This is a genomic window from Neorhizobium sp. PAMB6716 (assembly GCF_058242805.1).
The window spans coordinates 897,371-909,345 of sequence record NZ_CM177835.1; the positions used below are offsets into that span (position 1 = coordinate 897,371).

Genomic DNA, 11,975 nt, shown 5'->3' on the forward strand with positions numbered 1-11,975 from the left:
GTACCGATGAATTTGAGACAGCTCTCCGGCGGGGAATTTCCGGAGATTTCAGACGTGCTCGCCGGACCGGTGGGCGATGTGCAAATTTCGGGTCTTACCGCCGATAGCCGCAAGGTTTTGCCGGGCACGCTGTTTGTGGCGATTGCCGGAAACAAGGCTGATGGCGCAGGTTTTATCACCGATGCGGTGTCCCGCGGCGCGTCTGCTGTCGTGTCAGGCCAGCCTGTTGCGGCCGATGTTCCGGTGATCGTGGTTTCTAACGCGCGCCGCTTTCTGGCGCTGGCGGCGTCGCGTCTCTACGGGCCGCAGCCGCAGACCATGGTGGCAGTAACAGGCACGGCCGGAAAGACCTCCGTTGCCTCCTTTACCCGCCAGATCTGGGCGCATGCCGGCCTTGCCGCTGCCCAGATCGGCACGACCGGCGTGATTTCGCCAACCCGCAACGAATACGGATCGCTGACGACGCCGGACCCGGTGGCGCTGCATCAGTTGCTGGCTGAACTCTCCGGCGAGGGCGTGAGCCATGCGGCGATGGAAGCCTCCAGCCACGGTCTCGACCAGTATCGCCTTGACGGCGTCCAGCTTGTTGCTGCCGGCTTCACCAATCTCGGCCGCGATCACATGGATTACCACCCGACGATCGAGGACTACATGGCCGCCAAGATGCGGCTGTTTGCCGATCTTCTGCCGAAGGGAAGCCCCGCGGTGATCTTTGCCGATGATCCCTGGTCCGCCGAAGCCATTCGCGTCGCAACTGAAGCGGGCCATGATGTGCGCACTGTCGGCCGCGCCGGCAATTTCATCACGTTGAAGCGTGTCGAGCATTTCCGCCACAGGCAGATGGCCGAAGTGCATGTCGGTGGCGCCATCTTCGAAGTCGATATCCCGCTGGCCGGCGATTTCCAGATTGCCAATGCGCTGGTCTCCGCAGGCCTTGCCATCTCCACAGGCGTTGCGCCAAAACTTGCGATGGCAGCACTTGAAAAGCTCGTAGGCGCGTCTGGCCGGCTGGAACTGGTCGGGCAGGCAAAGAATGGCGCGCTCGCTTATGTCGATTATGCCCATAAGCCGGATGCGCTCGCCAATGTGTTGTCCTCCGTGCGGCCCTTTACCACCGGCCGCGTCATCGTCGTGTTCGGCTGCGGCGGCGACCGCGACAAGGGCAAACGGCCGATCATGGGCGAGATTGCAACGCGCCTTGCCGATGTCGTCATCGTCACCGATGACAATCCCCGCTCGGAAATGCCGGCCACCATCCGGGCCGAAATCATGGCCGCAGCACCGGGTGCGACCGAAATTGCCGACCGCGCTGACGCGATCCGCCATGCCGTTGCCATGCTTGGCGCCGGCGATACGCTGATCGTGGCCGGCAAGGGACATGAGGAGGGCCAGACAATCGGAACGACGGTTCTGCCGTTCTCCGATCACGTCGAAACCCGCAAGGCACTGGAGGAGACGCAAGCTTGACCTGGCTCTGGGATACCGCGGATATGATGGCTGCCATGGGTGGCCGACCGTTTGGCTCGCCCCCCTCGGGCATTACGGGCATTTCCATCGACAGCCGCTCGATCACGCCGGGGGAAGCCTTCTTCGCCATCAAGGGCGACCGGGTGGATGGCCATGATTACGCAACGATTGCGGTCGCAAATGGCGCCTCGCTGATCGTCGTCAGCGAAGCAAAGCTTCCCGCGATGGGCAGGCTCACCATTCCGATGATCGTCGTCGAGGATGTGCTGGCAGCGCTTGGCAAGCTGGCTGTTGCCGCGCGTGCCCGCAGCCGCGCGCAGATCGTTGCCGTCACCGGATCCGTCGGCAAGACCACGACCAAGGAGATGCTGCGCAATGTTTTAGGCCCCTCCGGCAAGGTGCATGCAGCCGTTGCCTCCTTCAACAATCACTGGGGCGTGCCTCTGACGCTTGCCCGCATGCCGGTTGATTGCGATTTCGGCGTCTTTGAAATCGGCATGAACCATCCGGATGAAATCCGCCCGCTGGTGAAGATGGTGCGCCCGCATGTGGCTGTCATCACCACGATTGCGGCCGCCCATCTCGGCCACTTCAAAAGCCTTGAGGAAATCGCCGCCGCCAAGGCCGAGATTTTTGAGGGGATCGAGCCAAACGGCGTGGCGCTGATCAACCGCGACACCAGACAATACCCGTTTCTGGAGCAGAGGGCGCTGGAGGTCGGGGTTGAGAACATGCTGACCTTCGGCCAGCACGCCAAGGCGGATTTCCGCCTCGCCGATTTTGAGGGCACGGCGGAAGGCTCGACCATCTGGGCCGTGATCAACGGCGAGACGATTGAGGTGCATCTTGGTGCGCCCGGCCGTCATATCGCGGAAAATGCCATGGCGGCACTCGGCGTCGTAGCCCTGTTCGGGGCCGACATGGACGCGGCGAAGGCCGCCCTTGCAGGCCTTCGTGCCGTCAAGGGCCGCGGTGAGCGTCACCAGTTGGCGATCGGCGGAGACTATCTCACGCTGATCGACGAGAGCTATAATGCCAATCCGGCTTCCATGCGGGCCGCCTTTGCGCTTCTTTCGCAAAGCGTGCCGCACGGCGCCGGTCGGCGTATCGCGGTGCTCGGCGATATGCTGGAAATGGGCGAGTTTTCCGCCCGCGTTCATGAGGATCTCGCCGGTGCGCTGCTGTCGGCCGGCATCGAGCATGTCTGGCTGTCGGGCGCGGAAATGCTGGCGCTGCGCGACGCGCTCCCCGACACCGTTCATGTCGAACACCATGCGACGACCGCCGAACTGTCCGATTTCGTCGTGGGCCACGTGATGCCGGGCGATGTGCTGATGGTGAAATCCTCCCTCGGCCTCGGCTTCGGTAAGATCGTCTCCGCACTTATTGACAACTACCCGGCATTGCCCGACACGGAGCGCCAACTTTGACCGGCATCAAGAAAGACACATCATGCTGATCTGGCTCGTCGAGCTTGCGGGCACCTTCCAGGTGTTCAACCTGTTTCGCTACATCACCTTCCGCACGGGTGCGGCGATGTTTACCTCGGCATTGATCGTCTTCATGTTCGGGCCGCAGATCATTGCCTCGCTGCGCATCCGCCAGGGCAAGGGCCAGCCGATCCGCGCCGATGGGCCGCAGACCCATTTCAAGAAAGCGGGAACGCCGACCATGGGCGGGCTGATGATTCTGGCCGGCATCGTTGGCGGATCGCTGCTCTGGGCGGATCTCTCCAACGTCTATGTGGTGGCAACGCTGCTCGTGACGCTCGGCTTCGGCGCCATCGGTTTTTACGATGACTATCTGAAGGTCACCAAGCAGACCGACAAGGGCTTTTCCGGCAAGGCCCGTCTTGGCATCGAGTTCCTGATCGCCGGCATCGCGGTGTATTTCATGATGCGCGTCGCGGTGACCAACAGCCCGCCCGGCTCGGTGCTTGGTACCTCCATCGCGTTTCCGTTCTTCAAGGAGCTTGTGGTCAATCTCGGCCTGTTCTTCGTGCTGTTCGGCGGCTTCGTCATCGTCGCCGCCGGCAATGCCGTGAACCTGACCGATGGTCTCGATGGTCTGGCCATCGTGCCTGTCATGATTGCGGCGGCCTCCTTCGGCTGCATCGCCTATCTCGCCGGCAACGCCGTGTTTGCCAATTACCTGCAGATCAACTTCGTGCCCGGCACCGGCGAACTCGCCGTCATTCTCGGCGCCGTCATCGGGGCGGGGCTCGGCTTCCTCTGGTTCAACGCGCCGCCGGCTGCCATCTTCATGGGCGATACCGGTTCGCTGGCGCTCGGCGGCCTCATCGGCTCGGTCGCGGTTGCCACCAAACACGAGATCGTCATGGCGATCATCTGCGGCCTTTTTGTCATGGAAACACTATCGGTCATCATCCAGGTCGGTTTCTTCAAGCTGACCGGCCGTCGCGTGTTCCTGATGGCGCCAATCCACCACCATTTCGAAAAGCTCGGCTGGACGGAAAGCCAGGTTGTGATCCGCTTCTGGATTATCGCCGTGGGTCTTGCCATGCTCGGCCTTTCCACGCTGAAGCTGCGGTGAGATCATGATCCCTGTCGCCACCTTTGCCGGCAAAAAAGTCGCTCTTTTCGGGCTCGGCGGTTCAGGCCTTGCCACGGCAAAGGCGCTTCAGGCCGGTGGTGCCGAGGTGACGGCCTACGATGACAATCCTGATAGCGTAACCAAGGCCTCTGAAGCCGGCCTTCTGACGGCAGACCTGCGCACCATCGACTGGTCAGCGCAGGCAGCCCTCGTGCTTGCTCCCGGCGTACCGCTCACCCATCCAAAACCGCACTGGTCGGTGGATCTGGCCCGCACGGCCGGCGTCGAGATCATCGGCGATATCGAGCTTTTCGTGCGCGAGCGTCGGGCCCATGCGCCCGATTGCCCGTTTATCGCCATTACCGGCACCAATGGTAAATCCACCACCACGGCGCTGATTGCCCATATCCTTACGCAAAGCGGCCGCGACACGCAGCTCGGCGGCAATATCGGCACGGCTATCCTGACGCTCGATCCGCCGAAGGCGGAGCGTTTTTATGTAGTGGAGTGCTCCTCCTACCAGATCGACCTGGCGCCGACGATCAATCCGAGCGCCGGCATCCTTCTCAATTTGACGCCCGATCACCTCGACCGCCACGGCACCATGCAGCATTATGCCGACGTGAAGGAGCGGCTGGTGGCCGGCAGCGATACGGCGATCGTCGGCATTGACGACAGCCATTCGGCGCTGATTGCCGACCGGGTGGAGCGGGCAGGCGTTAGCGTGCAGCGTATATCCAGGCGCAGTGCCGTCGCTCATGGCATTTATGCCGAGGGTGCGCGGCTGATCGCTGCCGAAACCGGTGCCACCCACGAGATTGCCGATCTCTCCGCCATCGATACGCTGAAGGGCAGCCACAACGCCCAGAACGCGGCCGCCGCCATTGCCGCCTGCCGCGCCGTTGGCGTGTCGGAAGAGGAGATCCGGGCCGGCCTTAAAAGCTTCCCCGGCCTGAAACACCGCATGCAGCCGGTGGCCCGGCGCGGGCAGGTGGTGTTCGTCAATGACTCCAAGGCCACCAATGCGGAAGCCGCCGCACCGGCACTCTCCAGCTACGAGCGCATCTTCTGGATTGCCGGCGGTCTGCCGAAGGCCGGCGGCATCGCAAGCCTCGCGCCACTTTTTCCGCATATCGTCAAGGCTTACCTGATCGGCGAAGCGGCGGCGGAATTTGCCGCAACACTCGGCGAGGCCGTTCCTTACGAGATTTCCGGCACGCTGGACCGGGCCGTCGCCCATGCCGCAGAGGACGCCGCAGACGATAACGGCGCGTCTGCCGTGATGCTGTCGCCCGCCTGCGCCAGTTTCGATCAGTTCAAGAATTTCGAGGTCCGGGGCGAAGCTTTCGTCTCCCTGGTCGCAGAACTCGACGGCGCAACGATGCTGGTCGAACCGGAAAAGGGGATGTGACATGGTAAGTCGTGCCGATCGCGGGGCGCTCGCAGACTGGTTCTGGACGATCGATCGCTTTTTCCTGGCGACCTTCGTGCTGCTGATGGGCCTTGGCTTTATGTTGTCCTTTGCCGCATCGCCGCCGGTTGCCGAGCGCATCGGCCTGCCAAGCTTCCACTTTGTCGAACGCCACGCGGTGTTTCTGCTGCCATCGCTTGCGGTGATGATTGGCCTGTCGTTCCTCACGCCCCGGCAGGTGCGCCGCACGGCAATCATCATTCTCGTCATCTCGATCTCGATGATGGTGCTGGCGCTGTTCTTCGGTGTGGAAATCAAGGGCGCCCGCCGCTGGTTCTCGCTCGGACCGCTCTCCATCCAGCCTTCGGAATTCCTGAAACCGTCTTTCGTCGTCGTCTGCGCCTGGCTGTTTGCCGAGCATGCGCGCCAGCCGGAAATTCCCGGCAACCTGTTTGCCATGATCCTTTTCGGCATTGTGGTGGCGCTGCTCGTCGCCCAGCCCGACCTTGGCCAGACCATTCTCACCAGCGCCGTCTGGGGCTCCATGTTCTTCATGGCGGGTATGCCGTGGCTGTGGATCGTGCTGCTTGGCGGCATGGGCGTCGGCGGTCTGTTTGCCGCCTACCATATCTTCCCCCACGTCGCCGGCCGTATCGACCGCTTCATGACCGGTGAGGGCGATACGTTCCAGGTGGATACGGCGCGCGAGGCGATCATCCGCGGCAACTGGTTCGGCCAGGGGCCGGGTGAGGGCATCGTCAAACGTATCCTGCCGGACAGCCATACGGACTTTATCTTTTCCGTGGCTGCCGAAGAGTTCGGCATCATCTTCTGTATGGTTCTGGTGGCGATCTTTGCCTTCATCGTCATCCGGGGCCTCAGCCACGCCTATCGCGAGCGCAATGATTTCAACCGTTTTGCCGTGGCCGGCCTGGTGCTGCAGATCGGCATCCAGTCGATGATCAATATCGGCGTGAACCTCGAGCTGATGCCCGCAAAAGGCATGACGCTGCCGCTCATTTCCTACGGCGGCTCCTCGATGATCGCCATCTGCGTCACCGCCGGCTTCATTCTGGCGCTCACGCGCCATCGCCCGGAAAAACGGGCGCAGGAACGCAGCCTGTTTCGTGTTTCGAACGGCGTTCCCGCGGAGTAGACCACCATGACCAAAGGTATCATTCTGCTTGCCGCCGGGGGAACCGGCGGCCATTTGTTTCCGGCCGAAGCGCTGGGACATGAACTGCGCGCCCGCGGCTACAGCGTCCATCTCGTCACCGACAGCCGAGCCGAGCGTTTTGCCGGCACTTTTCCGGCAGACGAAATCCATGTCGTGCCGTCCGCCACCTTCGCCTCGAAAAATCCGATTGCGATGACGAAGGCGCTGCTGACGCTCTGGAAGGGTCTGCGCGCCGCACGCCGGCTAATGACGCGGCTGAAGCCGCTTGCCGTGGTCGGTTTCGGCGGTTATCCCACCGTGCCGCCGCTTCTGGCCTCCACCGGGCTTGGCATCCCCTCCATGGTGCATGAGCAGAATGCCGTGATGGGCCGCGCCAACAAGGCGCTGGCCGCACGCGTTGTCGCCATTGCCGGCGGCTTCCTGCCGGCAGGTGAAGGCCCGCATGCGGCAAAGATCGTCACGACAGGCAACCCGGTGCGCCCGGCCGTGCTGGCGGCCGCCGCTACACCCTATGTGCCATCCGTTGGCAATGACCCGTTCCGGCTGGTCGTGTTCGGCGGAAGCCAGGGCGCAAAATTCTTCTCCGGCGCAATCCCGACGGCCCTTGCCCTTCTGCCGGAAGACTTGCGCGCACGCATCGTGCTCACCCAGCAGGCCCGCCCGGAAGACCGCCCGCAGGTGGACCAGTGCATGGCCAAGCTGAAGATGGATGCCGACGTCTCCCCCTTCTTCGGCGACATGGCCGCGCGCATCGGTGCCGCCCATCTCGTCATTAGCCGGTCCGGCGCCTCGACCGTTTCGGAAATCTCGGTCATCGGTCGCCCGTCAATCCTCGTACCCTATCCATATGCGCTCGATCATGACCAGGCGGCCAATGCCGCAGCGCTCGTCAAGGCCGGCGGCGCCGAGGTTGTGCCGCAGGCGGAACTTTCGCCGGAAAAGCTGTCGGGCCTGATTGCTGCTGCGATGCGTGAGCCGGAGCGGATGGCCAGGATGGCGGAAGCGGCGCGCGTTTCCGGCCGGCCGGATGCGGCGGCCTTGCTCGCCGATCTGGTTGTGGCTATTGCCGACAAACAGGATATTTCGAAATTCAAAGGAGTTCGCCCATGAAAATGCCAAAGGCCATCGGTCTGGTCCATTTCATCGGCATCGGTGGCATCGGCATGAGCGGCATTGCCGAGGTGCTGCACAATCTCGGCCATCGTGTTCAGGGGTCTGACCAGTCGGACGGCGCCAATGTGCAGCGCCTGCGCGACAAGGGCATTCCGGTTTTCGTCGGCCATCAGGCCGATAATCTCGGGGATGCGGAAGTGGTGGTGGTTTCCACCGCCATCAAGAAGAACAACCCGGAATTGATTGCTGCCCGGGAAAAGTCGCTGCCGATCGTGCGCCGCGCCGAAATGCTCGCCGAACTCATGCGCTTTCGCAATGCGATTGCCATCGGCGGCACGCATGGCAAGACCACGACGACCTCGATGGTGGCAGCACTTCTCGAAGCCGGGTCGCTGGACCCGACCGTCATCAATGGCGGCATCATCAATGCTTACGGCACCAATGCCCGCATGGGCGAGGGCGAGTGGATGGTGGTGGAGGCCGACGAATCGGACGGCACGTTCCTGAAGCTGCCGGCAGATGTGGCCGTCGTCACCAATATCGATCCGGAACATCTCGATCATTACGGCAGCTTCGACGCCGTGCGCGCCGCCTTCCGGGAGTTCGTCGAGAACGTGCCTTTTTACGGTTTTGGTGTTCTCTGCCTCGATCATCCGGAAGTGCAGACGCTGGTCGGAAAGATCGAGGACCGCAAGATCGTCACCTATGGCGAAAACCCGCAGGCCGATGCCCGCTTCTCCAACGTGCGCATGGAAGGCACGAAGTCGATCTTCGACGTGGAAATCCGCCGCCGCCGCACCGGCCGGGTGTTTTCTTTCAAGGACCTGACACTGCCTATGCCGGGTCGCCACAACATTTCCAATGCGACGGCCGCCATTGCGGTCGCCAATCGTCTGGGCATTTCGGAAGCCGATATTCGCAAGGGGCTTGCAGCGTTTTCCGGCGTCAAGCGCCGCTTCACGCTGACCGGCACCTGGAACGGTGTGTCGATCTTTGACGATTACGGCCACCATCCGGTGGAAATCAAGGCGGTGCTGAAGGCGGCGCGCGAAAGCTGCCAGGGGCGAATCATCGCCGTGCATCAGCCGCACCGCTACAGCCGTCTGGCGAGCCTGTTTGAGGATTTCGTCACCTGCTTCAACGATGCCGACAGCATTTTGCTGGCGCCTGTTTATGCCGCGGGCGAAGATCCGATCGACGGCATCAACTCGGAAGCGCTGGTTTCGCGCATCCGCGCCGGGGGTCACCGCGATGCTCGTTACCTTTCCTCACCGGATGCGCTTGCCGGCATGATCGCCGGCATTGCAAAGCCGGGTGATTTCGTGGTTCTTCTTGGGGCTGGCAATATCACGCAGTGGGCGGCGGCCTTGCCACGAGAATTAGAAAGTATTTCGGGATAGTCTGCATGAAACAGGTGAATGGGGAAAAGCTGCTGGCCTCGCTCGGGGACGGCGTAAGTGCGATACGGGGGAGGCTGACGCCCGACGCACCGATGGATCGCGTCACCTGGTTCCAGGCCGGCGGTCTGGCGGAACTGATGTTCCAGCCGCATGATCTGGACGATCTCGTGACGTTCCTGAAGCTTCTGCCGGAGGAAGTGCCGCTGACCGTGATCGGCGTCGGCTCCAACCTGCTCGTGCGCGATGGCGGTATTCCCGGCGTCGTGCTGCGCCTGTCCGCCAAGGGATTTGGCCAGGTGGATCTTGCCGGCGAAAACCGCATCATGGCCGGCGCCATCTGCCCGGACAAACATATTGCGGCCATGGCCATGGACAATGGCATCGGTGGCTTCGCCTTCTATTACGGCATTCCCGGCTCCATCGGCGGCGCGCTGCGCATGAATGCCGGTGCCAATGGCGGTGAAACGGCGGCCCGCGTGGTCGAAGTCCATGCGGTGGACCGCAAGGGCGAAAAGCATGTGCTGTCAGGCGCCGACATGGGCTACAGCTATCGCCATTCCTCCGTTCCCGCCGATCTCATCTTCACCCATGCGCTGTTTGAAGGCTATGCGGACGACCGCGCCAAGATCCGCTCGGAAATGGATGCCGTGCGCCATCACCGCGAAACCGTGCAGCCGGTCAAGGAAAAGACCGGCGGTTCGACCTTCAAGAACCCCGACGGTCATTCGGCCTGGGAACTGATCGACGATGCCGGCTGCCGCGGGTTGATGAACGGCGGCGCGCAGATGTCGTCTCTGCACTGCAATTTCATGATCAATATCGGCCATGCCACCGGCCACGATCTGGAATATCTCGGCGAGATGGTGCGCCAGCGGGTGTTCGAGAATTCCGGCATCAAACTGGAATGGGAAATCAAGCGGCTGGGCATCTTCATGCCGGGCCGCGAAGTGAGGCCGTTCCAGGGGGCTGTTTCGGAATAGGGCAGCGAGCGCCCGTTGGGGGGATGAGATGTCGACGCTGATCCACAACGAGCGCACGAAACTGCTGGCCAACGCGCTGGACCGGTTGTCGACGGCCAGCGTTGCGGCCGGATTTATCGCTCCCGTGAGCAGTCTGATCGGCAACAACTCGCCGGGCATCACGGTTGCTGTTGCGATATCGACAGGCGCTTGGCTTTCGGCGTCGGTGATATTACATTTGGCAGCAAGACGTGCTCTTGGAGGGCTGATGTCATGAATGCCGCGACCGTGTTTTTCCTGTATGTCCTGCCTTTCGTGATTGCAGGACTGGGCTGGGGCGCCGTGTTGCTGAACGAACAGCAGAACCGCCGCAAAAACCGCCTCCATCCCGGCGAGTAACCGCAAGCACCATTGAAACAAAAGCCCGCGAAACCAATGGTTTCGCGAGCTTTTTTGTATCGAGCTGACTCTACCGGATCAGACCTCTTCCTTACCCGAGAGGAGGATGCAGGCGAGCGTGATGATGGCGGCGACCAGAAGGTAATAACCGACATAGGTCATGCCGTAATTCGCCTGCAGCCAGGTGGCAATGTAGGGCGCAAGCGATGCGCCGAAAATGCCGGCAAAGTTGAAGGTGATGGACGAGCCGGTGTAACGCACGGCCGTCGGGAAGGGTGCGGCAAGGGCCGTGCCGATCAGGCCATAGGTCACGCCCATCAGCGCCATCGAGGCGGCCGAGAAGATGAAGATCGCGGTTTCGCCGCTTGTCATCAGCGTCGGCAGCAGGAACGAGAAGAGGCCGATGAGGATGGTGACGGCAATCAGCAGTTCGCGGCGTCCCACACGGTCGGCAAGCTTGCCGGCGAGCGGAATGAAGGCGCCGAAGACGATCGAGCCGAGCAGCTGCACTTCCAAGGCGTCTGTGAACGGGATCTTCAGGATCTTGACGTTGTAGGAGAGGAGATAAGCCGAGCCGATGTAGAACAGCACGAAGGTGGCCAGCGCCACGAAGGTGCCGAGAACCAGGCTGCGCTTGTGGTTACGGAAAAGCTCCGCCACCGGCACGTCGACCCGCTCATGTTTGTCGATGGCCTTCTGGAAGGCCGGCGTTTCGGTGATTGAGAGGCGCACCCAGAGGCCGATGGCAATCAGCACGATCGAGGAGATGAACGGCACGCGCCATCCCCAACTGAGCAGCGCCTCCTGCGACATCACATGCAGCAGCAGCCAGAAGATGCCCGAGGACAGGAAGAGGCCGACGGGCGCGCCGAGCTGCGGGAACATGCCGTACCAGGAGCGTTTGCCGGGCGGTGCGTTTTCCGTTGCCAGAAGTACCGCGCCACCCCACTCGCCGCCGAGGCCAAAACCCTGGCCGAATCGGCAAAGCGCCAGAAGCAGCGGCGCAACCACGCCGATCTGCTCATAGGTCGGCAGCAGGCCGATGATGACGGTGGAGACACCCATCGTCAGAAGGGCGGCGACCAGCGTCGTCTTGCGCCCGATACGGTCACCGAAATGGCCGAACACCACGGCGCCGAAAGGACGCGCGAAAAACGCGATGGAGAAGGTGGCAAAGGAGGCGAGCAGCGCGGTCATCGGATCGCTGTTGGGGAAGAACAGCGCCGGGAAGACGAGCACGGCTGCGGTGGCATAAACATAAAAATCGAAAAATTCGATCGTCGTGCCGACCAGGCTGGCCGTCAGGACTCGTGCAGGAGAATTCAATGCAACAGGTACCAACGGCTCGGCGGACGGCGACACGGGAGAGGTCGCTTGCGTCATAATCTTGTCCACTGAGAGTTAAAGACAGCTCTGTTTGAAAGGGCTCGCGGTCCTTTACGGACATTTTCACAAACCTCAAAGCCCTTTTGCGCCCGCTGACGTCAACAAAACCG

General features: G+C 62.2%; 11 protein-coding genes. 10 read left to right on the forward strand and 1 reads right to left on the reverse strand.

Annotated features, from left to right (window positions below; translation table 11 throughout):
- Nucleotides 1-6: 6 nt before the first annotated feature.
- Genes AC4CWH_RS04295 through AC4CWH_RS04340 form a run of 10 tightly spaced genes read left to right on the forward strand, consistent with a single transcriptional unit; the run spans nucleotide 7 to nucleotide 10,479 of the window.
- Nucleotides 7-1,467: a UDP-N-acetylmuramoyl-L-alanyl-D-glutamate--2,6-diaminopimelate ligase gene (locus tag AC4CWH_RS04295; RefSeq protein WP_491320535.1), complete on the forward strand. Its 1,461-nt coding sequence runs from the start codon at nucleotides 7-9 to the stop codon at nucleotides 1,465-1,467.
- A complete protein-coding gene (locus AC4CWH_RS04300) occupies nucleotides 1,464-2,897 on the forward strand; it encodes a UDP-N-acetylmuramoylalanyl-D-glutamyl-2,6-diaminopimelate--D-alanyl-D-alanine ligase (RefSeq protein ID WP_491320536.1) in 1,434 nt (477 codons plus the stop codon). The genes AC4CWH_RS04295 and AC4CWH_RS04300 overlap by 4 nt, the downstream gene beginning before the upstream one ends.
- 22 nt (nucleotides 2,898-2,919) lie before the next feature.
- Nucleotides 2,920-4,020 (forward strand): phospho-N-acetylmuramoyl-pentapeptide-transferase, encoded by a 1,101-nt coding sequence (mraY, locus tag AC4CWH_RS04305; protein WP_491320537.1) that lies wholly within the window; start codon nucleotides 2,920-2,922, stop codon nucleotides 4,018-4,020.
- A gap of 4 nt (nucleotides 4,021-4,024) precedes the next feature.
- Nucleotides 4,025-5,431 (forward strand): UDP-N-acetylmuramoyl-L-alanine--D-glutamate ligase, encoded by a 1,407-nt coding sequence (murD, locus tag AC4CWH_RS04310; protein ID WP_491320538.1) that lies wholly within the window; start codon nucleotides 4,025-4,027, stop codon nucleotides 5,429-5,431.
- Nucleotide 5,432: 1 nt separating this feature from the next.
- On the forward strand, nucleotides 5,433-6,587 hold the full coding sequence (gene ftsW / locus AC4CWH_RS04315) for a putative lipid II flippase FtsW (protein ID WP_491320539.1): 1,155 nt from the start codon (nucleotides 5,433-5,435) through the stop codon (nucleotides 6,585-6,587).
- 6 nt (nucleotides 6,588-6,593) lie between these two features.
- Nucleotides 6,594-7,718: an undecaprenyldiphospho-muramoylpentapeptide beta-N-acetylglucosaminyltransferase gene (murG, locus tag AC4CWH_RS04320; RefSeq protein ID WP_491320540.1), complete on the forward strand. Its 1,125-nt coding sequence runs from the start codon at nucleotides 6,594-6,596 to the stop codon at nucleotides 7,716-7,718.
- Complete coding sequence (gene murC / locus AC4CWH_RS04325) at nucleotides 7,715-9,121, forward strand: UDP-N-acetylmuramate--L-alanine ligase (RefSeq protein WP_491320541.1); 1,407 nt, start codon at nucleotides 7,715-7,717, stop codon at nucleotides 9,119-9,121. The genes murG and murC overlap by 4 nt, the downstream gene beginning before the upstream one ends.
- A 5-nt stretch (nucleotides 9,122-9,126) precedes the next feature.
- On the forward strand, nucleotides 9,127-10,101 hold the full coding sequence (gene murB / locus AC4CWH_RS04330) for a UDP-N-acetylmuramate dehydrogenase (protein ID WP_491320542.1): 975 nt from the start codon (nucleotides 9,127-9,129) through the stop codon (nucleotides 10,099-10,101).
- A gap of 28 nt (nucleotides 10,102-10,129) precedes the next feature.
- The gene (locus tag AC4CWH_RS04335) at nucleotides 10,130-10,357 is read left to right on the forward strand and encodes a hypothetical protein (RefSeq protein ID WP_491284406.1); all 228 of its coding nucleotides are present in this window, start codon (nucleotides 10,130-10,132) and stop codon (nucleotides 10,355-10,357) included.
- The gene (locus AC4CWH_RS04340; RefSeq protein WP_491284407.1) at nucleotides 10,354-10,479 is read left to right on the forward strand and encodes a hypothetical protein; all 126 of its coding nucleotides are present in this window, start codon (nucleotides 10,354-10,356) and stop codon (nucleotides 10,477-10,479) included. Before AC4CWH_RS04335 ends, AC4CWH_RS04340 begins: the two co-directional genes overlap by 4 nt.
- Before the next feature lie 78 nt (nucleotides 10,480-10,557).
- Here the strand turns inward: AC4CWH_RS04340 and AC4CWH_RS04345 are convergent, their stop codons facing one another.
- Nucleotides 10,558-11,862 (reverse strand): MFS transporter, encoded by a 1,305-nt coding sequence (locus tag AC4CWH_RS04345; protein ID WP_491320543.1) that lies wholly within the window; start codon nucleotides 11,860-11,862, stop codon nucleotides 10,558-10,560.
- Nucleotides 11,863-11,975: the final 113 nt, after the last annotated feature.

What these genes read in the sequence shown, in the direction of transcription:
- mraY (WP_491320537.1), top strand. Translation starts at nt 2,920, where the DNA reads ATGCTGATCTGGCTCGTCGAGCTTGCGGGCACCTTCCAGGTGTTCAAC.
- AC4CWH_RS04335 (WP_491284406.1), top strand. Translation starts at nt 10,130, where the DNA reads ATGTCGACGCTGATCCACAACGAGCGCACGAAACTGCTGGCCAACGCG.
- murD (WP_491320538.1), top strand. Translation starts at nt 4,025, where the DNA reads ATGATCCCTGTCGCCACCTTTGCCGGCAAAAAAGTCGCTCTTTTCGGG.
- murC (WP_491320541.1), top strand. Translation starts at nt 7,715, where the DNA reads ATGAAAATGCCAAAGGCCATCGGTCTGGTCCATTTCATCGGCATCGGT.
- AC4CWH_RS04345 (WP_491320543.1), bottom strand. Translation starts at nt 11,862, where the DNA reads ATGACGCAAGCGACCTCTCCCGTGTCGCCGTCCGCCGAGCCGTTGGTA.
- AC4CWH_RS04295 (WP_491320535.1), top strand. Translation starts at nt 7, where the DNA reads ATGAATTTGAGACAGCTCTCCGGCGGGGAATTTCCGGAGATTTCAGAC.
- murG (WP_491320540.1), top strand. Translation starts at nt 6,594, where the DNA reads ATGACCAAAGGTATCATTCTGCTTGCCGCCGGGGGAACCGGCGGCCAT.
- murB (WP_491320542.1), top strand. Translation starts at nt 9,127, where the DNA reads ATGAAACAGGTGAATGGGGAAAAGCTGCTGGCCTCGCTCGGGGACGGC.
- AC4CWH_RS04340 (WP_491284407.1), top strand. Translation starts at nt 10,354, where the DNA reads ATGAATGCCGCGACCGTGTTTTTCCTGTATGTCCTGCCTTTCGTGATT.
- ftsW (WP_491320539.1), top strand. Translation starts at nt 5,433, where the DNA reads ATGGTAAGTCGTGCCGATCGCGGGGCGCTCGCAGACTGGTTCTGGACG.